Origin of the sequence: Actinoplanes sp. NPDC023714 (assembly GCF_040639855.1) — a bacterium.
Classification (GTDB): domain Bacteria; phylum Actinomycetota; class Actinomycetes; order Mycobacteriales; family Micromonosporaceae; genus Actinoplanes.
Genome location: NZ_JBFAAR010000001.1, coordinates 1 through 21508, shown reverse-complemented (window position 1 = coordinate 21508; position 21508 = coordinate 1). Strand labels below are relative to the sequence as shown.

The following is a 21508-nucleotide window of genomic DNA, read 5'->3' as shown; positions in this document are numbered from 1 at the left end:
TCTGCGGATGTGAGCGCCGATACCGCTACCGAGGCCGGACTCCCGATCCGGATGCTGCACGACCGCGTCCTCGTCCGCCAGGACGGCGGCGAGGGGGAACGCCGATCCTCCGCGGGCATCGTCATCCCCGCCACCGCCACGATGGGACGCCGGCTGTCCTGGGCCACCGCCGTCGGCGTCGGCCCGAACGTCCGCTCGATCGTCGTGGGCGACCGGGTGCTCTTCGACCCCGATGACCGGTCCGAGGTCGAGCTGCACGGCAAGGATTACGTCCTGCTGCGCGAGCGCGACGTGCACGCCGTCGCCGCGACCCGGGTCTCCTCCGACGGCACGGGCCTCTACCTCTAGCCCTGCGGCCAGCCTCCGCTCTGCGGGTGGTTCTGCTGGGGGAAGGGCGGAGGACCCATCGGGTACGTCGGAGCCGACTGCGGATAGGGGCTCTGCGGATGAGGTGGCGGGCCGTAGCCCGGCTGCGGGTGCGCGTAACCCGGGTAGTACATCGGCGGGGGCGGCGGCGCGGCGAGGCGCACCGGGACCGGCATGACCGGCTCGTCCGGCGGGGCGACCGCGCGCACCACGCCGTCCGGGAACGTGATCCGGTAGTTCTCCCCGTCCCACCAGGCCGACGGCGTCTGCGGGTCGCGGCCGGCGAAGACCGACCTATACCCGACGATCGCGGCGAGCAGCTCCCGCTCCTCGGCGACGGTCTTCTCGACGTCCTTCGGGTCGTGCGCGAGCCCGCGCTGCATCCCGTCGCGCAGCAGCGCCAGCCGGGTCGCCGCGAACTGGAAGCTCTTCATGGCCCGGTGCCCGGCCGGACCGGCCACCCGCTTGGCCCACTGCCGGGCCGAGTGCCGGCGGCCGAGGCTGGCGAGCGAGGCCACCTCCGGCGGTGCGAACCAGCCGGTCCGCACGTACAGCGGCAGGACCCGCTCGGCGAGCCGGCCCTCCCAGCTGCGCAGCGCGATCGCGAAGCCGACGACCGCGAAGAAGAACGGCACCATGAAGCCGAGGTAGCCGTACAGCATGATCAGCGTCTCGCCGGTGGCCGCCGAGAGCGTCGGCAGCAGGTTGAACAGGCCGTGCAGGATCATCGCGGCGAGCAGGCCGGCGATCGGGGCGAGCCACCGGGTGGTCCGGTCGGCGCTGCGGGCCGCGATGCCGAGGCCGATGCCGGCCATCGAGGTGAAGAGCGGGTGCGCGAAGCCGGTGAACAGGATGCGCACGATGAAGATCAGGAAGACGTTCTGCAGGCCGGTGGCCGGGCCGTACTCGTCGGCGCCCGCCGCGTATCCGTGGCCGCCCAGGTAGAGGACGTTCTCCACCATGGCGAAGCCGAGCGCGGAGAGGCCGCAGTAGACGATGCCGTCGGTGATGCCGGACCACTCGCCGCGCCGCCGCCAGAACAGCAGCAGCGGGCCGAGCACCTTCATCGACTCCTCGATGAACGGCGCCACCAGCACGGCGACGAGCGCGTCCGGCAGCCCGATCCTGTCGAAGAGCCAGGCCGCGCCGGTGTTCACGACGAGCGCCACGGCGGTCGCCACGGCCGCGCCCCAGGCGAAGCAGAAGACCAGGTACTTCACCGGCTCCGGCTCGTAGCGGTCGAGCCAGGCGAACGCGCTGGCCAGCAGCGGGACGGGCAGGATCGCGGCGGTCAGGCCGATGGCGAGGCCGGTCACGCCGATCGAGTAGCCGAGGAAGACGAGCATGCCGATCGCGGCCGAGGCGATCAACGCGATCACCGCGGTGACCGGCAGCCAGCGCCGCCAGCCCATCCGGCGGCCCGGGATCGGCGCGCTCGCCATCGCCTCGGTGGTCTCCGGGTACGGCGGAACCGGATCAGCCGTCACCACCGGGCCGACTTCCGGACTTTCCGGACTTTCCGGCCGGTTCTGATCAGGGGTCGCTGCCTGCGGGTCGGGCGACCCCGGCGTCGAGACGTCGGCCATGTCAGCCAGCGTAGTCACCGGCGTCGCGGGAAGCGTGCCCGAGGATCTCTCAGGTTCTTCTCGGGCGCTGCCGCCGGCGGGCGCCGCGCGGCCTGCCGGACCAGCCGATCGCGTCCCTCACCTGCCGGGTCGCCTCGGCGTACTCGACGCCGGTGGCCCGGAGCAGGTCGGCCACGGCGGTGCGGACCTGCGCCACCACGACGCCACCCGAATATCCGACGCCCTCCCGGTAGGCCTTGCCCGCCTCGGCCACCGAGCGCAGCGCGCGCTCCCGGGCCGCGAGCGGCTCGACGCCCCGGTCCCACTCCTGCCGGAGCAGGTCGACCGCGTCGCCCAGGTGCCGGATCGCGACCGGCAGCACGTCCGGGATCGGCTCCTGGTCGTTCAGCGCGGTCTGCGCCCGGCGGATCAGCACCCGGACGTTCCGCAGCGAGTACGTGAGCTGGGCGGCGCCCTCGACGTACTGGGCCAGCGCCCCGCGGCTCCGCCACCGCGCCGGCGCGAACGCCACGTTCTCCCGGGCCGCCTCGATGGCCGAGCGGAACGCTTCGAACGTACCCTCGGCGGCTCGCAGACTCTCCAACGCGGCCTGGACCCTCGCCGGGTCGTGGGCCGCCAGGCCCCCGGCCGCCTCGTGCAGTCCCCCGGTGAAGGCGCGCAGTGCCGGATCGGCGGCCCGGGAGACCACCCTGAGCGGGTTCAGCGGCAGCAGCAGGCTCATCACCGCCAGCGCGATCCCGCCGCCCACGAGCGCGTCCAGGAAGCGCGACCAGGGCTGACCGGTGCTCGTGGTGAGGGTGGCGACCAGGACCGCCGAGGAGGCCGACTGCACGATCAGCGGGGCGCCGCCGCCCACCGCTGTCGCGATCAGCACGGCCAGCATCACGATGAGGCCGATCTGCGCCGGACCGGTGCCGATCAGCAGGATGATCCCGTCGCCGATCCCGATGCCGACCGCCACGCCGAGCACCAGCTCGGTGGTCCGCCGCAGCCGCTGGCCCACCGAGGAGCCGAGGGTGATCACCGCGGCGATCGGGGCGAAGAACGGGACCGGCCGCCCGAGCAGGTCGTGCGCCACGAACCAGGCGAGCCCGGCCGCGAGCCCCGCCTGCAGCGCGAGCATCAGACCCGCACGCCCGCGGGCCAGAGCGGCGATCATGGGTTCAACCTACGTGCCAGGATGCGACTGTGACATCTTTGCCCGATCGATTCCGGGCGGCGGCGCGCGGCGCCGGCGCCACGACGAGCGACGCCGACCTCGACGCCGCCGCGAACTACCTGCTCGGACGCTGGACCGAACCGCAGCGCCACTACCACGACGTGACCCATCTCGCGTCCGTCCTGGACGTGGTCGACCGGTTCGCCGGCCTGGCGCCGCACCCCGACCGGGTACGCCTCGCGGCCTGGCTGCACGACGCCGTCTACGACCCCCGGGCGCTGGGCGACGCCAACGAGCGGGACAGCGCCGAGTTCGCCGAGGGCCTGCTGCTCAGCCTCGGCGCCCCGGAGGAGGTGGCCGCCGAGGTGGCCCGGCTGGTCAATCTCACCGCCGGGCACGCCACCGAGGAGGACGACCCGGACGGCGAGCTGCTCTGCGACGCCGACCTGGCGATCCTGGCGGCCGAGCCGGAGCGGTACGCCGTCTACACCAGCGCGATCCGCCGCGAGTACGCGCACGTGCCGGACGACGCGTTCCGGGCCGGCCGCAGCCAGGTGCTGACCGAGCTGCTGAAGCTCCCCTCGATCTACCGGCACCAGCCGATCAGGGACGAGTGGGAGGAGCGGGCGCAGGCCAACCTCAGAGTCGAGCTGGACGAGCTGGCCTGACCAGGTGCTTCGGGCGGCGCAGGCCCGCCGCCCGGAGCCGGGAGGCCAGCTCCCGGGACGGCAGCAGGGTCGCGCCCAGCCAGAGCGCCGGGCGGAAGCGGAACTCCGGGATGTCGTAGTGGTCCCGGTCGAACGCCCTCGGCGGCGCGCCCAGCATCTCCGCGAACGCGTGCAGCTCCTCGAACGACACGTCGCTGACCAGGTGCGACCAGAGGCAGCCGCGACCCGGCCAGAGCGGTTCGTCGACGAGGATCAAAGATCGATCTCGAGCAGCTCGACCCGGCGGTCGGCGGCCAGCCCGCGCACGTCCGGCACCCCGATCCGGGCCGCGTCGGCGGTCGCGTCGTCGGGCATGGTCTGCGACTGCCGCTCGGCCGTGACCCGGGCCAGGTAGTGCTCGACCTCCTTCTGCCGGACCGTGGCGTCCCAGCCCAGCGCGTCCCCCATGATCTGGGCGGCGTGCTCGGCCGACTCGGTGCCGCGGTGCGTGGTCTCGATGGAGATCCGGGTGCGCCGGGTCAGCACGTCGTCGAGGTGCAGCGCGCCCTCGGCGAGAGCGGCGTAGGCCACCTCGGCGGCGAGGTATTCCGGGGCGCCGGCGAGCGGGGCCGCGAGCTGCGGGTCGGCGGACATCATCGCCAGCAGGTGCATGGTCATCGTCCCGTACCGCTCCAGCAGGTGCTCGACCACGCCCGCGGTGACGCCGTGCCGCCGCGCGAGGTCGTGCCGGTCGCGCCAGGCCGCGGCGTAGCCGTCCGCCCCGAGCAGCGGCAGCTGATCGGTCCGGGACGGCTGCGCCGGCCCGCCGAGCCGGCGCACCGCGCGGTCGATCACGTCGGCGGCCATCACCCGGTATGTCGTGTATTTCCCGCCGGCGACCATGAGCAGGCCCAGCATCGGCTCGACCACGGCGTGCTCGCGGGACAGCTTCGACGTCGAGTCGGCCTCGCCGGAGAGCAGCGGGCGCAGGCCGGCGTAGACGCCCTCGATGTCGTCGGTGGTGAGCGGCCGGTCGAGGACCGTGTTGACCTGGTCGAGCAGGTAGCGGATGTCGCGGGCCGAGGCCGCCGGGTGCGACCGGTCCAGCTGCCAGTCGGTGTCGGTGGTGCCGATGATCCAGTGGCCGCCCCACGGGATCACGAAGAGCACGCTCGTGGCGGTCCGCAGGATCAGGCCGGCCTCGCCGGTGATCGCCGAGCGGGGCACGACGAGATGCACGCCCTTGGAGGCGCGGACCTTCATGCCCGGGCGCAGGCCGACGTCGCGCAGCATCTGCGACATGTCGTCGCTCCAGACGCCGGTCGCGGCGACCACCGTCTTGGCCCGGACCTCGAACTCGTTCATGTGGTTTGGCATGGGTTTTCCGCCGCGGGAAGGCTCAGCGCCCGGTGCTTCCAGGTCGCGGACCCGGACGCCGACGACCTGGCGGGCCTCCCGGACGAAGCCGGTGACCCGGGCGCTGGTGACCACGGCGGCGCCGAGGCTCGCCGCGGTCCGGCCCAGGTTGACCACGAGCCGGGCGTCGTCGACCTGGCCGTCGAAGTAGCGGATCGCGCCGGCGATCTTGTCGGCGCGCAGGCTCGGGAAGAGGTGGCGGGCGCCGTCGCGGGTGAGGTGGCGGTGCAGCGGCATGCCCCGGCCCGGGCCGAAGACGCCGGCGAAGACGTCGTACGCCGCCACGCCGAGCCCGTAGTAGCCCCGCTGCCAGGCTCGCCGGGCGATGTTCGCGGACGGGAGCGGGACCAGGATCGGCACCGGGCGCACCAGGTGCGGCGCGAGGCGGGTGGCGAGCAGGCCACGCTCGGTCAGCGCCTCGTGCACCAGGTGCAGCTCGAGCTGTTCCAGGTAGCGCAGGCCGCCGTGGATCAGCTTGCTGGAGCGGCTCGACGTGCCGGCCGCGAAGTCGCGGGCCTCGACCAGGGCGACCTTGAGCCCGCGGGAGGCCGCGTCCACCGCGGCGCCGGCGCCGGTGACGCCGCCACCGACGACCAGGACGTCGAACTGCTCGTCACGGAGCCGGCGCAGGTCGGCCGTCCGCCGGATGGGTGAGAGACGACCGGCCGAGTTCCGGGAAACCGAGGGATCACGCACCTGTCCCAGGTTAGCGCCCCCGGGTGTACCCCACGCGGACGAAAAAAGGCATTCCCGTACGCATCGCGGCGCATCTCCCTAGCGTGGGTGCGTGCGGGGACGCTGCGCCGGGATCCTGTTGCTCGTCCTGGCCGTGATGCTGACGACGGTGCCGCCGGCCCGGGTGGCGGCCGCCATCACGTCGCCGTTCACCACCCGGTTCGACGTGAACGCGAACGGCGCGATCCTGCTGCGCGGCAACGCGAACCTCACCTGCCCGGTCACCCTCCTCACGCCGACCTGTGCGAACGCCCGCAACGGTGTGGGCTCGACGACCGGCGAGGAGCTGAACGACAACGGCTATCCGATGGCCTTCACCGACGCGGACGGCGACCCGGCCACCTTCAACGACAGCACCGCGGCGATCGGCATGCCGGCCGGCAGCACGGTGCTCTTCGCCGGGCTCTACTGGGGCGCCGATCCGAGCGCCGGCAGCGCGGTGGGCTCCCTGCTCGGGGCGGCCGCGCCGGCCCCGGCGGACAAGAACAAGGTCCTCTTCCGTACGCCGGCCGGTTCCACGTGGAACCCGATCACCGCGACCAGCGTCTACACGATCAGCGCCTCCGGGCCGTACCAGGGCTTCGCCGACGTGACCGCCCTGGTCGCCGGGGCCGGCAACGGCGTCTACTCGGTGGCGAACATCCAGTCCGGGCGGGGCGCCGACCGGTACGCCGGCTGGACCCTGGTGATCGCCTACGCGAACCCCGCCGAGGACATGCGCAGCCTGCGGGTCTACGACGGGTTCGGCTCGATCGCCTCGGGCAGCGTGTCGATCCCGGTGACCGGCTTCGAGACGCCGCACAGCGGGACCGTGCGCGCCGAGGTGGGCGCCGTCGCGTACGAGGGTGACCTGGGCAAGACCGGCGACGCCCTCAAGCTGAACGGCCAGACGCTGAGCGACGCGGCGAACCCGGCGGCCAACGCCTTCAACAGCACGGTCAGCGAGGGCGGGTCGATCGTCGGCGGCCGCACCCCGAACCACCGGAATCTGTTCGGCGTCGACATCGACCGGTTCGACGCCTCCGGGGTGCTCGGCAACGCCGCGACCAGCGCGACCCTCACGATGACCACGAACGGCGAGACCTACTACCCGGGCGTCATCACCATCGCGATCGACCTGTACGCCCCCAAGATCGTCACCACGATGACCGCGACCGACGTGAACGGCGGCGCGCTCGTGCCGGGCGACGAGATCGAGTACCGGATCGCGGTCCGCAACGACGGCCGGGACATCGCCGACGGGGTCACGCTCACCGACCCGATCCCGGTCTGGACCACGTACGTCCCCTCCTCCCTGCGCATCGAGGGCGTGCCGGTCACCGACGCGGCCGACGGCGACGGCGGCGAGACGGGCGCCGGCACCGCCGTGTTCCGGCTCGGCAGCATCCCGTACCAGGGCACCACCTACGTCACGTTCCGGGTCCGGGTGGACGCCGGCGTCCCGGCCGGGCACGCCGTCGCCAACCTGGTGAACGTCGGCTACACCGGCCGCACCACGAGCGTGGCCGTCGCCTCGGCCGGCGCGGCCTCGGCCACCCCGGTCCTCCAGCCGGAAGCGAACCTGTCCGCCACGCTGACCGTGGCGCCCCCGTACGTCCGGCGCGCGGACCTGCCGGAGAACGTGGTCTGGACCGGGATCGTCCGCAACGCCGGACCGGACCTGGAGCCGGCCGCCGTCGCCGAGCTCACCCTGCCGGCCGGGCTGACCGCCGGCACGCTGCCCGCCGGGTGCACGCCGGCCGGACAGGTGATCACCTGCGCGCTCGGCCCGCTGCTCCCCGGCCACCTGGCCAGCGTCACGATCCCGGCCGTCGCGGACGTCTCCACGGCGTCCTCCGCCTCCGCCTCGCTGACCGCGGAGGGCAGCGGCCGGGACGCCGCGGCGGGTGACGACACGGCCACCGTGGCGCTGGTGGTCAGCACGCCGCCGGTCGCCGCCGACGACAGCGCGACCACGACGCATGCGAGCCCGGTGTCGATCGACGTGCTGGCCAACGACACCGGCGCCGGCACCACGGCGATCGTCGCGATGCCGGCACACGGCGCCGCCGTCGTCGAGGCGGACGACACGATCACCTACACGCCGGTACCGGGCTGGGCCGGCGTCGACACGTTCACCTACGAGGCGGGCGACGCGTACGGCGGGACCGACATCGCCACGGTCACCGTGACCACGGCGAACGCCCCGCCGATCGCGAACGACGACGAGCGCAACGCCCCGCCGGCCACGGCGGTGTCCGTCGCGGTGCTCGCCAACGACACGGACCCGAACAACGACCTGCTCACGGTGATCGGTTTCGGTCAACCGCAGTCCGGCGCCGGGACCGTAACCCAGCTCGGCCCGCTGCTCTTCTACACGCCGGATCCGTCGTTCAGCGGCCGGGCGGACTTCACCTACACGATCCAGGACAGCCGTGGCGGCCAGGCGACCGGCACCGTCCACGTGAACGTGGAGAACGCCGCGCCCACGGCGGCCGACGACGCCTACACGACCCCGTTCCAGACCACCGCGCTGATCGACGTGCTCGCCAACGACACCGATCCGAACCTGATCGACACCAAGGCCGTCGACGCGGTGGACCCGCCCGCCACCGTCGTCGGCGGCCTGGTCCGCTACCAGCCGCCGGCCGGGTTCTCCGGGACTGTCACGTTCTCGTACACGATGCGCGACAGCGGCGGGCTCACCTCGTCCGCGACCGTCACGGTGACCGTGCTGAACGACCCGCCGGTCGCGGCCGACCTCGCCGTCGGCCTCGCCTACGGGCAGAGCGACGACGTGGACGTGCTGAGCCACGCGACCGACGCCAACGTCCCGGCGGACACGCTGCGGGTGAGCGGCGCGACGAACCCGGCGCACGGCTCCACCGTGGTCCGGCCCGACGGCACGATCCGCTACACCCCGGACACCGCCTTCTCGGGTACGGACCACTTCGACTACACGGTCGACGACGGGCACGGCGGCTCGGACACCGGCCGGGTGACGGTGACCGTGGCGAACGGCCTGCCGGTGGCCCGCGCCGACGCGATCACCGTGCAGGCCGGCATCCCGCGGGTCATCGACGTGATGGCGAACGACGACGGCGACCCGAACGGCGACCCGCTGACACTGACCGTCACCGGATCGCCGGCTCACGGCACGGCCGTGATCGGTCCCGGCAACGCGATCACCTACACGCCCGGGGCGGGCTACCGCGGCGCCGACTCCTTCGGCTACACGCTCAGCGACGGCCTCGGCTCGTCCACGGCCACCGTGACGATCGGCGTCGTGAACTCGGCGCCGACAGCCCGCGCCGATGCGATCAGCACCGACACGGACACGGCCGTCACGGTCGATCCGCTCGCCAACGACGACGACCCGAACGGCGACGCGGTCACCCTGGCCGGGACGACGGCGGCGGCGCACGGCACGGTGGTCCGGAACGCCGACGACACGCTCACGTACACCCCGGCGGCCGGCTTCTACGGCACCGACACCCTCGGATACACCGTCGAGGATCCGGAGCGGCTGACCGGCTCGGCGGTCGTCACCATCACCGTACGGAACGCCGCACCGATCGCCGCCGACGACTTCTTCGTGGCGCATCCGCAGGTCACGACCGTGCTGGACGTGCTGGCGAACGACCACGACCCGAACACCGGGCAGGCGCTGTCCGTGGCGTCGGCCGGCGCGGCCGGCAAGGGCGCCGTGGTGCTGCGCACCGACGGGACGCTCACCTACCGTTCGGCGCCCGGCAGCACCGGGCAGGACACCTTCGCCTACCAGGTCACCGACGATCTGGGGCGGACCGACGACGGCCTGGTGACCATCACGATCAACGGCCCGCCGGTGGCCGCCCCCGACGCGGCCTCGACGGCCTCGGCGACGGCCGTGACGATCCCGGTGACCGCTAACGACACCGATCCGGAGTCGGACGCCCTGACCGTGGTCTCGGTGTCCACGCCCGCGCACGGCGCCGCGGCGATCGACGGCCCCGGGACCGTCCGCTATGCGCCGCATCCGTCCTTCGCCGGGACCGAGCTTTTCGCGTACGTCGTCCGTGACAGCGCCGGAAACACCGCGACCGGCTCGATATCCGTGCTGGTGGCGCCCGTCCCGCCGATCGTGGTCCCACCGCCGCCGGCGGTCACCACTCCCCCGGCTCCGGCCTCGCCCACCGTCTCGCCCACGCCCTCGCGCCCGGCCTCTCCGACGGCCTCGCCCACGGTCTCGCCCACCTTTTCTGCGACGGCCTCGCCCACCCTTTCGCCCACTCTTTCGCCCACGGTCTCGCCCACCCGCAGCGCCGCCCCGCCCGTCGTCCCGGACCGGGCCGCGATCACCAAGCCCGGCGAGCGCGTCGCGGTCCCGCTGCCCCGCACCGATCACCAGGGCCGCCCGGTCACCGTGACCGCGGTCGGCACGCCACAGCACGGCACGGCCGTCCTCAACGCCGACGGGACGGTGACCTACACGCCCGATCCGGGGTTCACCGGCACCGACACCTTCACCTACACGGTGGTGGACGCCAACGGGAACGTGGCCCGGGCGACCGTCGTCATCAGGGTGGGCGACGAGCAGTCGCCGGGCCCCGCGGAGGGTTCGCCCCTACCGGCCACCGGCACGGGCGCGGCCGCCGTGGCCCGGTTCGGCGCGGCGGTCGTGCTGGCCGGTGCGGGTCTCTACCTCGCCTTCCGGCCGCGAAGCCGCTCCTGAGACGCTCCGGATTTGCAACCGATCCGCACCTGAGAGCGGTCACCCCGGCACCTCCGGGCCCATAACCTCCGACTGGTGACGTACCGTTTCGCGGCTTTTCTGACGGCTGTCGCGCTCCTGGCCCTGACCGGTGTGGCCGTGACGACCAGGGAGGCCAGCGCCGCGATCACCGATCCGTTCGTGCAGCAGTTCGGGATCAACGCCAACGGTGCGGTCATGTTGCGCGGCAACGCCAACCTGCGCTGCCCGGCGGCCGCGACCGGCTGCACCGCGGGCCAGGGTGGGAGCGCGACGACCGGCCAGAACGAGTCGCTGAACAACAACGGCTACGACATGGCGCACAACAACACCGACAGCGACCCGGTCACCTTCAACCACAGCGCCGCGACGGTCACCCTGCCGGCCGGCAGCACGGTGCTCTACGCCGCCCTGTACTGGAGCGCCGACACCAAGGCGGGCACCAACGGGACGGCGGCCACCACCCCCGCCGACAAGGGCAAGGTGCTGTTCCGGACGCCGGCCGGGGGCGGCTGGACCACGATCACCCGGGATCGGATCTACGCGCCCACGTCGCTGACGGCGTACCAGGCCGTCGCCGACGTGACATCGCTGGTCTCCGGCGGGCGCAGCGGCACCTACGAGGTGGCGAACATCCAGTCCGGCACCGGGCGGGACAGGTACGCCGGCTGGGCGCTGGCGATCGCCTACCACGACGACGGCCAGCCGATGCGCAGCCTGCGGATCTACGACGGCTTCGGCGTGGTCAGCAGTGCCTCCACGTCGCTGACCATCGACATCGCCGGCTTCCAGACCCGGCAGAGCGGCGCCGTGGACACCGACATCGGCACCGTGGTCTACGAGGGCGACCTGGGCAAGACCGGCGACACCCTCAAGCTCGACACGAACGCGATGGGCGACACGCTGAACCCGGCGAACAACTTCTTCAACAGCACCGTCAGCGAGGCCGACACCGCGGTCGCCGGGCGCGACCCGGCCTGGTCGAACCTCATGGGCGTCGACATCGACCAGTACAACGCGAACGGCAGGCTCGCCAACGGCGCCACCTCGGCCTCGCTGACCCTGACCACGAACGCCGGCGGCGAGACGTTCTATCCGGGCGTCGTCACGTTCACCACCACCCTGTACGCCCCGAAACTGGTCACCGTGATCACCCCGACCGACATGAACGGCGGGGACGTGCTGCCCGGCGACGAGATCGAGTACCGGATCCTGGTCCGCAACGACGGCACCGACACGGCGGGCAACTCCACGCTGATCGACGCCATCCCGACCGGGACGACCTTCGTACCCGGCTCGATCGCGGTCGCCGGCGTGGCGAGCGACGACTCCCCGTACGCGGGCGGGAAGGTGACGTTCGGTCTCGGCACCCTCGCCTACGGGCAGAGCACGTACGTCACCTACCGGGTCCGGGTGAACGACAGCACCCGGCCGGGCGCCGACATCGTCAACGTGCCGAACACCAGCTACCAGGGCAGCACGAGCCCGCTCGTGCTCACCGGGATCGGTGACGCGGACACCCGGACCGTCCGGCAGCCGGACACCGACCTGCGAGCCGCCGTCACCGTGTCGCCGTCCGTCGTGCAGCGGGCCGTCGCGTCGAACCCGGTCAACTACACGATCGGCGTCACCAACCGCGGCCCGAACATGGAACCCGAGCCGACCGCCGTGCTGGACCTGCCGGCCGGGGTCACCCCGTCGGTCACCCAGCCGGCCGGCTGCTCGGCGTCCGGGCAGCGGATCACCTGCACGCTCGGCGCGCTGGCGAGCGGATCCACCGGCACGGTGACCGTGCCGGCCGTGGCGGACGGCAGCGCGGCCACCACGGCCACCGCCACCCTCACCGTCTCCGGGATCGGCGCCGACCCGGCCCCGGCCGACAACACCGCCACCGCGGACCTGCGGGTGAACGCCGCGCCGCAGCCCCAGCCGGAGACCGCCGGCGCGGACGGCGGCACCCCGGTCACCATCCCGGTACGCGCCAACGACACCGACCCGGACGACGCCACGAACACCCTCACCGTGTCGGTGACCACCGCGCCGCTGCACGGGTGGACCGTTGTCAACGCCGACCAGACGGTCACCTACACCCCGGAACCGGGCTGGCGCGGGACGGACACCTTCACGTACACGCTCACCGACCCGCAGCTCGGCACCGGCACCGCCACCGTCACGGTGACCACCGGGAACACCCCGCCGGCCGCCGTCGACGACCAGATCGCCACGGCGCGCGGCCGGCCGGTCACGGTCCCGGTGCTCGCCAACGACACCGACGCGAACGGCGACACCCGCACGCTGCTCTCGGTGACCCAGCCGGCGCCCGGCACCGGCACGGTCACGATCAGCGGAGACGACGTGAACTACACCCCGCCGTCCTCGTCGTACCAGGGCGCGGCCGTGTTCACGTACACGATCTCGGACGGCAACGGCGGCACCGCGACCGGCAACGTCCGGGTCGACGTGGGCAACACCGTCCCGGTCGCGGCCGACGACACCGGCGTCACCGGATACCTCGGCACCGTGACCGTGCCGGTGCTCGCCAACGACACCGATCCGGACGGCGACACCCTCTCGGTGCTGTCGGTGACCCAGCCGGCGGGCGGCACCGGCACGGTCGTGATCGACGGCACCGGGGTCCGGTACACCGCGCCGGCCGGGTTCTCCGGCGACGCGACGTTCTCGTACACCGTCTCGGACGGCAACGGCGGCACCGCGACCGCGCAGGTGGTGGTCACCGTCGCGAACGCGCCGCCGGTCGCCGTGGACAAGACCGCGACCACGGCGTACGGCACCCCGGTGACGGTGGACGCGGTGGCCGGCTCCAGCGACCCGAACGGCGATCCGCGCAGCGTGCTGTCGACCACGGCGGCCGGCAACGGCTCGGTGGTCCGCAACGCCGACGGCACGGTCACCTACACCCCGAACATGAGGTTCTCCGGCGTCGACCAGTTCGACTACACGCTCGCCGACGGCCGGGGCGGGACCGCGACCGCCCGGATCACGGTGACCGTCGCGAACGGGGTGCCGGTCGCCCGCGACGACACGGTCACGGCCACCTCGAACGCGCCCGTGACGATCGACGTACGGGCCAACGACACCGACCCGAACGACGACCCGCTCACCGTCACCGTCGACACCCCGCCGGCGCACGGCACGGCGAGGGTGGTCGGCGGCCGGGTCGTCTACACGCCGGCGGCCGGCTACCACGGCCCCGACTCGTTCCACTACACGGTCAGCGACGGCAGGGGCGGCAGCGCCGGCGCGACGGCCACGATCACCGTGCTGAACGTGGCGCCGGTGGCCCGCGCCGACTCGGTCGCCACCGACTCGGCCACCGCCGTGACCATCCCGGTCCTGGACAACGACACCGACCCGAACGGCGACGCCCTGAGCGTCTCGGCGACCACCGCCCCGGCCCACGGCACGGTGGTCCGCACCGCCGCCGGGACGCTCGTCTACACCCCGGCGCCCGGGTTCGTCGGCATCGACGCGTTCACGTACACCGTGGTCGACCCGGCCGGGCTCTCCGACACCACCACGGTCACCGTGACGGTGCACAACGCCCCGCCGATCGCCGTCGACGACCGGTTCCCGGTCGAGCCGGGCCGGGCGACCACCCTGCCGGTGCTGGCGAACGACATCGACCCGAACACCGGCCAGACGCTGACCGTGGTCTCGGTGGGCCGGGCCGGCAAGGGCACGGTCCGGCTGACCGGCGGCACGGTGGTCTACACCCCGGAGAAGGGGGCGACCGGCACCGACACGTTCACCTACGTGATCACCGACGACCGCGGCGAGACCGACGAGGCGACAGTGACCGTGGTGATCGACGAGCTGCCGTCGGCGTCGCCGGACACCGCCTCCACCACCTCGGGCAAGGCCGTCGACATCGACGTCACCGCCAACGACACCGATCCGGAGGGCGGCGCGCTCACCGTCGTCTCGGCCGGGAAGCCGGCGCACGGCACGGCCCGGGTGGTCGGCGGCCGGGTCCGCTACACGCCGAAAACCGGGTTCACCGGCAGGGACGCCTTCAGCTACACCGTGAAGGACGCGGCCGGCCACTCCGTCACGTCGACGGTCACGGTCACCGTGACGCCCGCGCCGGTGCTGCCCGCCGCCCCGGACAAGGCCGTCCGCGGCGAGCCGGGCAAGCCGCTCCTCATCACGATGCCGAGCACCGACAGGAGCGGCCACCAGATCAAGATCAAATCCATCGGTACGCCGGAGAACGGCACCGCCCGGCTGAACAGCGACGGCACCGTCACCTACACGCCGAAGGCCGGTTTCCGGGGCACCGACACGTTCACCTACGACGCCGTCGACGCCTCCGGCACCGTGCTGCACGGCACCATCACGGTGACGGTGGCCGGCGCCAACCGCCCGCCGACAGCCACGAACGACCGCTACGCCACCTCGGCCGGCAAACCCATCTCGATCGAGCCGGCCGCCGACGACAGCGATCCCGACGCCGACCACCTCACCCTGGTGCGCGTAGGCAAGGCCGGCCACGGCACCGCCGTGATCGACGGCAACGGCCACGTCACCTACGCCCCGGACGACGGCTTCACCGGAACCGACACCTTCACCTACACGGTCGGCGACGGCCACGGAGGAACCGCCACCGCCACAGTGACCGTCACGGTGAGCGACCACCTGGCCCGAACCGGCGCCGACATCTCCTCGGTCCTCAATACCGGAGTGGCGATCCTGCTCCTAGGAGGCGTCCTCTACACGGCAACCCTCCACAGCGCCACCACCCCAGGCCGCCACCGCCCAGGCCGCCACAAGGCCTAACCCCCACCCACCCCTCGCCCCTCGCCCCTCGCCCCTCGCCCCTCGCCCGATCTTGTGACTCTCTGCGGACCCGGTCCTGCACAGAATCACAAGATCGGGCCTCACCCGCCCTGCCCCGCCCCGCCCCCGCTTCGCCCGATCTTGTGACTTCCTGCGGGAACGGTCCTGCAGAGAGTCACAAGATCGGGCAGGGGGGCAGCGGCAGCGGCAGCAGAGAACCAGGGCCGGACGCGAAAAGGGCGGCCCGCCGAAGCGGACCGCCCTTTTTACGACTGGACTCAGAAGTCCATGTCACCGCCGCCCGGGGCGCCGGCCGGAGCCGGGTTCTTCTCGGGCTTGTCGGCCACGACGGCCTCGGTGGTGAGGAACAGCGCGGCGATCGACGCGGCGTTCTGCAGCGCCGAGCGGGTGACCTTGGCCGGGTCGATGATGCCCGCGGCCAGCAGGTCGACGTACTCGCCGGTCGCGGCGTTCAGGCCGTGACCCGCCTCGATGTTGCGGACCTTCTCCACCACGACGCCGCCCTCGAGGCCGGCGTTCACGGCGATCTGACGCAGCGGGGCGTCGAGCGCGACCTTGACGATCTGCGCACCGGTCGCCTCGTCGCCGGCCAGGTCCAGCTTGTCGAACGCGGTCTTGCCGGCCTGGACCAGCGCGACGCCACCACCGGGGACGATGCCCTCCTCGACGGCCGCCTTCGCGTTGCGAACGGCGTCCTCGATGCGGTGCTTGCGCTCCTTCAGCTCGACCTCGGTGGCCGCGCCGACCTTGATGACCGCAACGCCGCCGGCCAGCTTGGCCAGGCGCTCCTGCAGCTTCTCACGGTCGTAGTCGGAGTCCGAGCGCTCGATCTCGGCGCGGATCTGGTTGACCCGGCCCTGGATCTGCTCGGCGTTGCCGGCACCGTCGACGATGGTGGTCTCGTCCTTGGTGATGACGACCTTGCGGGCCTGGCCCAGCAGGGTCAGGTCGGCGGCGTCGAGCTTGAGGCCGACCTCTTCGCTGATGACGGCGCCACCGGTCAGGATGGCGATGTCCTCCAGCATGGCCTTGCGGCGGTCACCGAAGCCGGGGGCCTTGACGGCGACCGACTTGAAGGTGCCACGGACCTTGTTGACGACGAGGGTGGCCAGGGCCTCGCCCTCGACGTCCTCGGCGATGATGATCAGCGGCTTGCCGGACTGCATGACCTTCTCGAGGACGGGCAGCAGGTCCTTGACCGCGGAGATCTTGGAGTTCGCGATGAGGATGTAGGGGTCGTCGAAGACGGCCTCCATGCGCTCGGCGTCGGTCATGAAGTACGCCGAGATGTAGCCCTTGTCGAAGCGCATACCCTCGGTGAGCTCGAGCTCGAGGCCGAAGGTGTTGCTCTCCTCGACGGTGATGACGCCTTCCTTGCCGACCTTGTCCATGGCCTCGGCGATGATCTCGCCGACCGTGGAGTCACCGGCGGAGATGGAGGCGGTGGAGGCGATCTGCTCCTTGGTCTCCACGTCCTTGGCGAGCTGCTGCAGGCCCTCGGAGACGCTGGCGACAGCAGCCTCGATGCCCCGCTTCAGCGCCATCGGGTTGGCACCGGCGGCGACGTTGCGGAGGCCCTCGCGGACCAGCGCCTGGGCGAGGACGGTCGCGGTCGTCGTGCCGTCACCGGCGACGTCGTCCGTCTTCTTCGCGACCTCCTTGACCAGCTCGGCGCCGATCTTCTCGTACGAGTCCTCGAGCTCGATCTCCTTGGCGATGGATACACCATCGTTGGTGATCGTGGGGGCGCCCCACTTCTTCTCGAGGACGACGTTGCGGCCCTTGGGGCCGAGCGTCACCTTGACGGCGTCGGCAAGCTGGTTCATGCCGCGCTCGAGGCCCCGACGAGCCTCCTCGTCGAATGCGATGATCTTGGCCATACGGCGTTGTCCTCCCGGACATCCGCGGTGCCGGGCCTCGTCGGCCCCGCTCTCCGCACGTTGAGGAACGTCTGTGGACGTCACCACCTGGCGATGTGACGTCCTCAGGCCGAGCCGGATAGCCCGCGACGACCGGTTTCGTGTCGCAGCGCCGATGGCAGCGCGGCGACCGGAACCCCACCGTCCCGACCTGCTGGCACTCACTAGCCGCGAGTGCCAATCACTTGTTTAGCACTCCCCGGTGGCGAGTGCAAGAAACCCCATCTTCCCGCGAAACCCTCGAACGGGCCCGGCATTCTCGTAAGGATCTTGAAAGCGCTGGTCAGGGTTGCCGGACCGCCCGGAGGGCTGTAGTGAGGACGTCATGGAGAACTGGACCGTACGCCGGGTCACACCAGAGGATGCGGGCCGGATGCGTGCGCTGCGCCTGGAGATGCTGGCCGACAGCCCGCTCGCGTTCCTGGAGACCCTGGCGCAGGCGGCGGCCCGGCCGCACGAGAGCTACCGGCAACGGATCCGGCAGTCGTCGACCGGCAACGAGACGGCCCAGTTCATCGCCGGGCCGGTTGACGGCGGGAATCCCCTGATCGGGCACGCCGGCGGGACGGTGCTGCCGGACGAGCCGGGCTGCACCGTCGTCTTCGCGGTCTACCTGACTCCGGCGCACCGGGGCGGCAAGGTCCTCGCCCGGCTCGTCGACGCGGTGGCCGACTGGTCCCTCGCGGCCGGCCGGGACGAGCTGATGCTGGAGGTGGTGGTCGGCAACGGGCGGGCCGTCCGGGCGTACGAGAAGCTGGGGTTCGCGGACACCGGGGTGCGCCTGCCGCACCCGACCGTCCCGCAGCTGACCGAGCTGCAGATGCGCCGGCGGATCTGATGAAGCCGCGGACCCGCTCGATCCTCACCGCCGTGAACGGCACCACGGCGGCGGGCCTGCTCATCGCGAAGGCGACCGGTGCGCGGCTCACGAAGGGCCCGGACGGCATCTACATCGCCGAGGGCTACCGCTTCGCCAAGCCGCCGGCGTCCTGCTTCACGGTCGGCTCGGTGATCATCACGAAGCGGACCGCGGAGTGGCTGCTGGACGAGCGCCGGGCCCGGCTGCTCAAGCACGAGAGCCACCACGCGAGCCAGTACGCCGTGCTCGGCCCGCTCTTCTGGCCCGCGTACTGGATCGCCTGCGGCTGGTCGATCACGCTGACGAAGTCGTACGGTGTCCGCAATTTCTTTGAAAAGAGGGCCGGACTGGGTGACGGGAACTATCCCGAGGTCCTGCCCCTGAGGCCGTGGGTGCAGCGCCTGCTGCGGAGAGCGTGAGGATTTGGTCGGGAGGACGGACGCACAGCGCCTCCGGCACGAAGCCATATGGGTCAGCGCTGGATCGTTGGGTCCCTCGGAGATTGTCGCCAATGTCCAGGTGAGGGGCCTCGTACGGCGTCGCGTCCTCCCGCAGAGAGCATCCTGCCCATCCGGAGATCGGATCGCAAGTCCTCAGGAGGGGTATTTCTCGACAACCGGCAGAGAACCGGTCACGGAGAGTTATCCGAGCAGGCCGGCCTCGCGCGCGCCCTTGAGCGACGGCTTGATCGTGTGGGTCGGTCCAACCTGGCCGGAGATCGCGTCCAGAGTCTTCAGACCCTCACCCGTGTTGTAGACGACGGTCTCCTTCGCCGGGTCCAGCCTGCCGCTCTCGACCAGCTTCTTCAGCACGGCCACGGTGGTGCCGCCGGCCGTCTCGGCGAAGACGCCGGTGGTCTCGGCGAGCAGGCGGATGCCCGCGCGGATCTCGTCGTCGTCGGCGTAGTCCATCCAGCCGCCGGTCCGCTTCACGGCCTCGATCGCGTACGGCCCGGCCGCCGGGTCGCCGATGTTCAGCGACTTCGCGATGCCGGTCGGCTTCACCGGGGTGATCACGTCGGTGTCCGCGTGCAGCGCCGTCGCGATCGGGTTGCACCCGGCCGACTGCGCGCCGAAGACGGTCCAGCCGCCCTCCGGCGCTTCGACCAGTCCGATCTCGACGAGCTCGGTGAACGCCTTGTCGATCTTGGTGAGCAGCTCGCCGGACGCCATCGGGATGACGACCTGCGCCGGGATGCGCCAGCCCAGCTGCTCGGCCACCTCGTACCCCAGGGTCTTGGAGCCCTCGGCGTAGAACGGCCGGACGTTCACGTTGACGAACGCGGTGTCCTCGAACTCGTCGGTCTCGACCAGCTCGCTGCAGAGCCGGTTCACGTCGTCGTAGGAGCCCTCGATCGCGACCAGGTCACCGCCGTAGACGGCAGTCGTGACGACCTTGCCCTGCTCCAGGTCGGAGGGGATGAAGACGATGCTCGGCACGCCGGCGCGGGCCGCGTGCGCGGCGACCGAGTTCGCCAGGTTGCCGGTGGAGGCACAGGAGAAGCGGTTGAAGCCGAGCTCCTTCGCCGCGGTGAGCGCCACCGAGACGACCCGGTCCTTGAACGAGTGGGTCGGGTTCTGCGAGTCGTCCTTCACCCAGAGCGGCGCGGTCAGGCCGACCGCGGCGGCCAGGGCCGGCGCGCTCACGAGCGGGGTCAGGCCGGGGTCGAGGGTCACCCGGGTGGCCGGGTCCTGCCCGGCCGGCAGCAGCGCCGCGTAGCGCCAGATGTTCTGCGGACCCGCCTCGATCTCGGCCCGGGTCACCCGCGCGAGCGCCGCCTCGTCGTATGCGACCTCGAGCGGGCCGAAACACTCGTAACAGGCGTGCTGCGCGGCGAGCGGGTATTCGGCACCACAGGCGCGGCAGACGAGCCCGCGAGCGGGCGACGTGGTGGTGCTGCTGGGTGCGCTGACGGTAGACGTCATCGAGGCCTTCCTCTCATCTTTCCCCGCGGCGACCTGCCGTAACGAGGACGGAATTAGCACCTGCCGCGGACAAAGGCCTCGTCATCGAGACACGCGCGGTGGTTGCCGGGGCTTCATCGGGCCGTTCCCTCTGCCCCTCTGGATGAGGTATTCAGTTGTTTCCCGAAGCTTACGACGAGACACCGCGATCACCACACCGAGTTCCCGAGGTGTGAGCGACTACTCTCAAGATGTCGCAGCGGGGTGGGTGGCACAGACCGTCGCTCACGCCGAGGGCCCGGCCCGGGGCGCTGGCCGCTGCGCGTCCATCCCGCGCCCGCGAGCCGGGCGACCGGAGTGAGTGGTTGCGCCCTCCTCCTATCAGTCCCCACCCCAAGCAATTCCCCCACCGCCAGGCTGCACAGAAGAGCGACAAAACGGGCGCCCACACAGCCATGACGTACAGCCCGACACTCTGGCTGCACAAGAAAGCGGCAAAACGGGCGCCTACACAACCGTGACGTGCAGCCGAATATCAGCCCGCCACTCCCGCCACTGGCGGCCGGATAGCGGCCCGCTGATGGTCATGCCCTTCCCGGGGGACGGCCGGACACTGCCCCGCTGATCATGAGCGGATGCCGGTCGGCTTCGGGTCGGCCCGCAGGTCGTTGTGGTGCGCATGGCCGGCCTGGTCACGGTTCGCGGGTCGCGATCCCGGTCTTCGACAAGACCCTGCCGACGATCGCGGCCTGCCTCGACGCGAACCTGCGGCGCCCGGGCGGCGTTCCGGCTCATGCCCTGACCTACGACGAGAAGACGATCACCCTCGAGCACGTCGCCGACGTGTCCGTGACCGCCGGCGGGAGATCCGCCGGCCGTCAGCTGGGGAAGGTCACACGGTCGTTGACAGCCGAACACCCGGCTGTGCGGGAGAGCGGCAAAACGGACGCCCACCCAGCCATAGCGTGCAGCCCGACACACCGGCTGCACGGGAGAGCGACAAAACGGGCGTCCATACAACCGCGGCGTACAGCCGGACAGACCGGCTGTGCGGGAGAGCGACAAAACGGGCGTCCATACAACCGCGGCGTACAGCCGGACAGACCGGCCGCGCGGGAGAGCGACAAAACGGGCGCAGCGCCGGCGTGCGGCCCGGGACTGCTGCTGCCGGGTACGGGCGGCCAGACAGTCCTGCGGTGGTGGGGACTGACAGGAGGAGGGCGCAACCACTCACTCAGGACGCCCGGCCCGCGGGCGCGGGATGGACGCGTAGCGGCCAGCGGACCGGGGTGGGCCCTCGGCGTGAGTGCCCTGTGTCAACCGGCGGGTTGGGTTTGGTTGAGTAGGTTTTGCAGGGCGCGGTGTTCGGCCGGGTTGTAGGGGGTGTT

At 71.9% G+C, this 21508-nt stretch carries 12 protein-coding genes, 1 pseudogene and 1 riboswitch; of the genes and pseudogenes, 7 read left to right on the top strand and 6 right to left on the bottom strand.

Annotation, left to right across the window (positions count from 1 at the left end):
- Positions 1–51 precede the first annotated feature (51 nt).
- Positions 52–348 (top strand): co-chaperone GroES, encoded by a 297-nt coding sequence (locus tag AB0G10_RS00065; RefSeq protein ID WP_360917901.1) that lies wholly within the window; start codon positions 52–54, stop codon positions 346–348.
- Here the strand turns inward: AB0G10_RS00065 and AB0G10_RS00060 are convergent.
- Positions 345–1952: a PrsW family intramembrane metalloprotease gene (locus tag AB0G10_RS00060; protein ID WP_360914072.1), complete on the bottom strand. Its 1608-nt coding sequence runs from the start codon at positions 1950–1952 to the stop codon at positions 345–347. The genes AB0G10_RS00065 and AB0G10_RS00060 overlap by 4 nt on opposite strands.
- Before the next feature lie 49 nt (positions 1953–2001).
- Positions 2002–3111 carry an FUSC family protein gene (locus tag AB0G10_RS00055; protein WP_360914069.1) on the bottom strand — a complete coding sequence of 370 codons (1110 nt, stop codon included), beginning with the start codon at positions 3109–3111 and terminating at the stop codon, positions 2002–2004.
- A gap of 29 nt (positions 3112–3140) precedes the next feature.
- Here AB0G10_RS00055 and AB0G10_RS00050 point away from each other — a divergent pair, with 29 nt between their 5' ends.
- Positions 3141–3779, top strand: a complete 639-nt coding sequence (locus AB0G10_RS00050) for a metal-dependent phosphohydrolase (protein WP_360914066.1) — start codon at positions 3141–3143, stop codon at positions 3777–3779.
- Here AB0G10_RS00050 and AB0G10_RS00045 read toward each other — a convergent pair.
- Positions 3751–4035, bottom strand: a complete 285-nt coding sequence (locus AB0G10_RS00045; protein WP_360914063.1) for a DUF4031 domain-containing protein — start codon at positions 4033–4035, stop codon at positions 3751–3753. The two genes, AB0G10_RS00050 and AB0G10_RS00045, sit on opposite strands and share 29 nt — an antisense overlap.
- Complete coding sequence (locus AB0G10_RS00040) at positions 4032–5870, bottom strand: glycerol-3-phosphate dehydrogenase/oxidase (protein WP_360914060.1); 1839 nt, start codon at positions 5868–5870, stop codon at positions 4032–4034. The genes AB0G10_RS00045 and AB0G10_RS00040 overlap by 4 nt, the downstream gene beginning before the upstream one ends.
- Before the next feature lie 91 nt (positions 5871–5961).
- On the opposite strand from AB0G10_RS00040, the gene AB0G10_RS00035 reads away from it, so the two are divergent.
- On the top strand, positions 5962–10602 hold the full coding sequence (locus AB0G10_RS00035) for an Ig-like domain-containing protein (protein WP_360914057.1): 4641 nt from the start codon (positions 5962–5964) through the stop codon (positions 10600–10602).
- A 75-nt stretch (positions 10603–10677) separates the two neighbouring features.
- Complete coding sequence (locus tag AB0G10_RS00030) at positions 10678–15417, top strand: Ig-like domain-containing protein (RefSeq protein WP_360914054.1); 4740 nt, start codon at positions 10678–10680, stop codon at positions 15415–15417.
- Positions 15418–15695: 278 nt separating this feature from the next.
- Here the strand turns inward: AB0G10_RS00030 and groL are convergent, their stop codons facing one another.
- Positions 15696–17318 carry a chaperonin GroEL gene (groL, locus tag AB0G10_RS00025; RefSeq protein WP_360914051.1) on the bottom strand — a complete coding sequence of 541 codons (1623 nt, stop codon included), beginning with the start codon at positions 17316–17318 and terminating at the stop codon, positions 15696–15698.
- Between the two features lie 364 nt (positions 17319–17682).
- Between groL and AB0G10_RS00020 the strand changes: the two genes are divergently transcribed.
- Together AB0G10_RS00020 and AB0G10_RS00015 are read left to right on the top strand one after the other, a co-directional pair.
- Positions 17683–18195 (top strand): GNAT family N-acetyltransferase, encoded by a 513-nt coding sequence (locus AB0G10_RS00020; protein ID WP_360914048.1) that lies wholly within the window; start codon positions 17683–17685, stop codon positions 18193–18195.
- Positions 18195–18635, top strand: coding sequence for a hypothetical protein (locus AB0G10_RS00015; RefSeq protein ID WP_360914046.1), 441 nt, complete (start codon positions 18195–18197; stop codon positions 18633–18635). The genes AB0G10_RS00020 and AB0G10_RS00015 overlap by 1 nt, the downstream gene beginning before the upstream one ends.
- A 222-nt stretch (positions 18636–18857) precedes the next feature.
- On the opposite strand, the gene thrC is transcribed toward AB0G10_RS00015, so the two are convergent.
- The gene (thrC, locus tag AB0G10_RS00010) at positions 18858–20141 is read right to left on the bottom strand and encodes a threonine synthase (protein ID WP_360914043.1); all 1284 of its coding nucleotides are present in this window, start codon (positions 20139–20141) and stop codon (positions 18858–18860) included.
- A gap of 10 nt (positions 20142–20151) precedes the next feature.
- A riboswitch (SAM riboswitch) is annotated at positions 20152–20290 on the bottom strand.
- A 489-nt stretch (positions 20291–20779) separates the two neighbouring features.
- On the opposite strand from thrC, the pseudogene AB0G10_RS00005 reads away from it, so the two are divergent.
- A pseudogene (locus tag AB0G10_RS00005) lies at positions 20780–20972 on the top strand (IS21 family transposase); the annotation flags it as partial.
- Positions 20973–21508: the final 536 nt, after the last annotated feature.

Bases quoted from the DNA above. Each gene is read 5' to 3' on its own strand.
- AB0G10_RS00065 (WP_360917901.1), top strand. From the start codon at position 52: ATGCTGCACGACCGCGTCCTCGTCCGCCAGGACGGCGGCGAGGGGGAA.
- AB0G10_RS00060 (WP_360914072.1), bottom strand. From the start codon at position 1,952: ATGGCCGACGTCTCGACGCCGGGGTCGCCCGACCCGCAGGCAGCGACC.
- AB0G10_RS00055 (WP_360914069.1), bottom strand. From the start codon at position 3,111: ATGATCGCCGCTCTGGCCCGCGGGCGTGCGGGTCTGATGCTCGCGCTG.
- groL (WP_360914051.1), bottom strand. From the start codon at position 17,318: ATGGCCAAGATCATCGCATTCGACGAGGAGGCTCGTCGGGGCCTCGAG.
- AB0G10_RS00020 (WP_360914048.1), top strand. From the start codon at position 17,683: ATGGAGAACTGGACCGTACGCCGGGTCACACCAGAGGATGCGGGCCGG.
- AB0G10_RS00015 (WP_360914046.1), top strand. From the start codon at position 18,195: ATGAAGCCGCGGACCCGCTCGATCCTCACCGCCGTGAACGGCACCACG.
- thrC (WP_360914043.1), bottom strand. From the start codon at position 20,141: ATGACGTCTACCGTCAGCGCACCCAGCAGCACCACCACGTCGCCCGCT.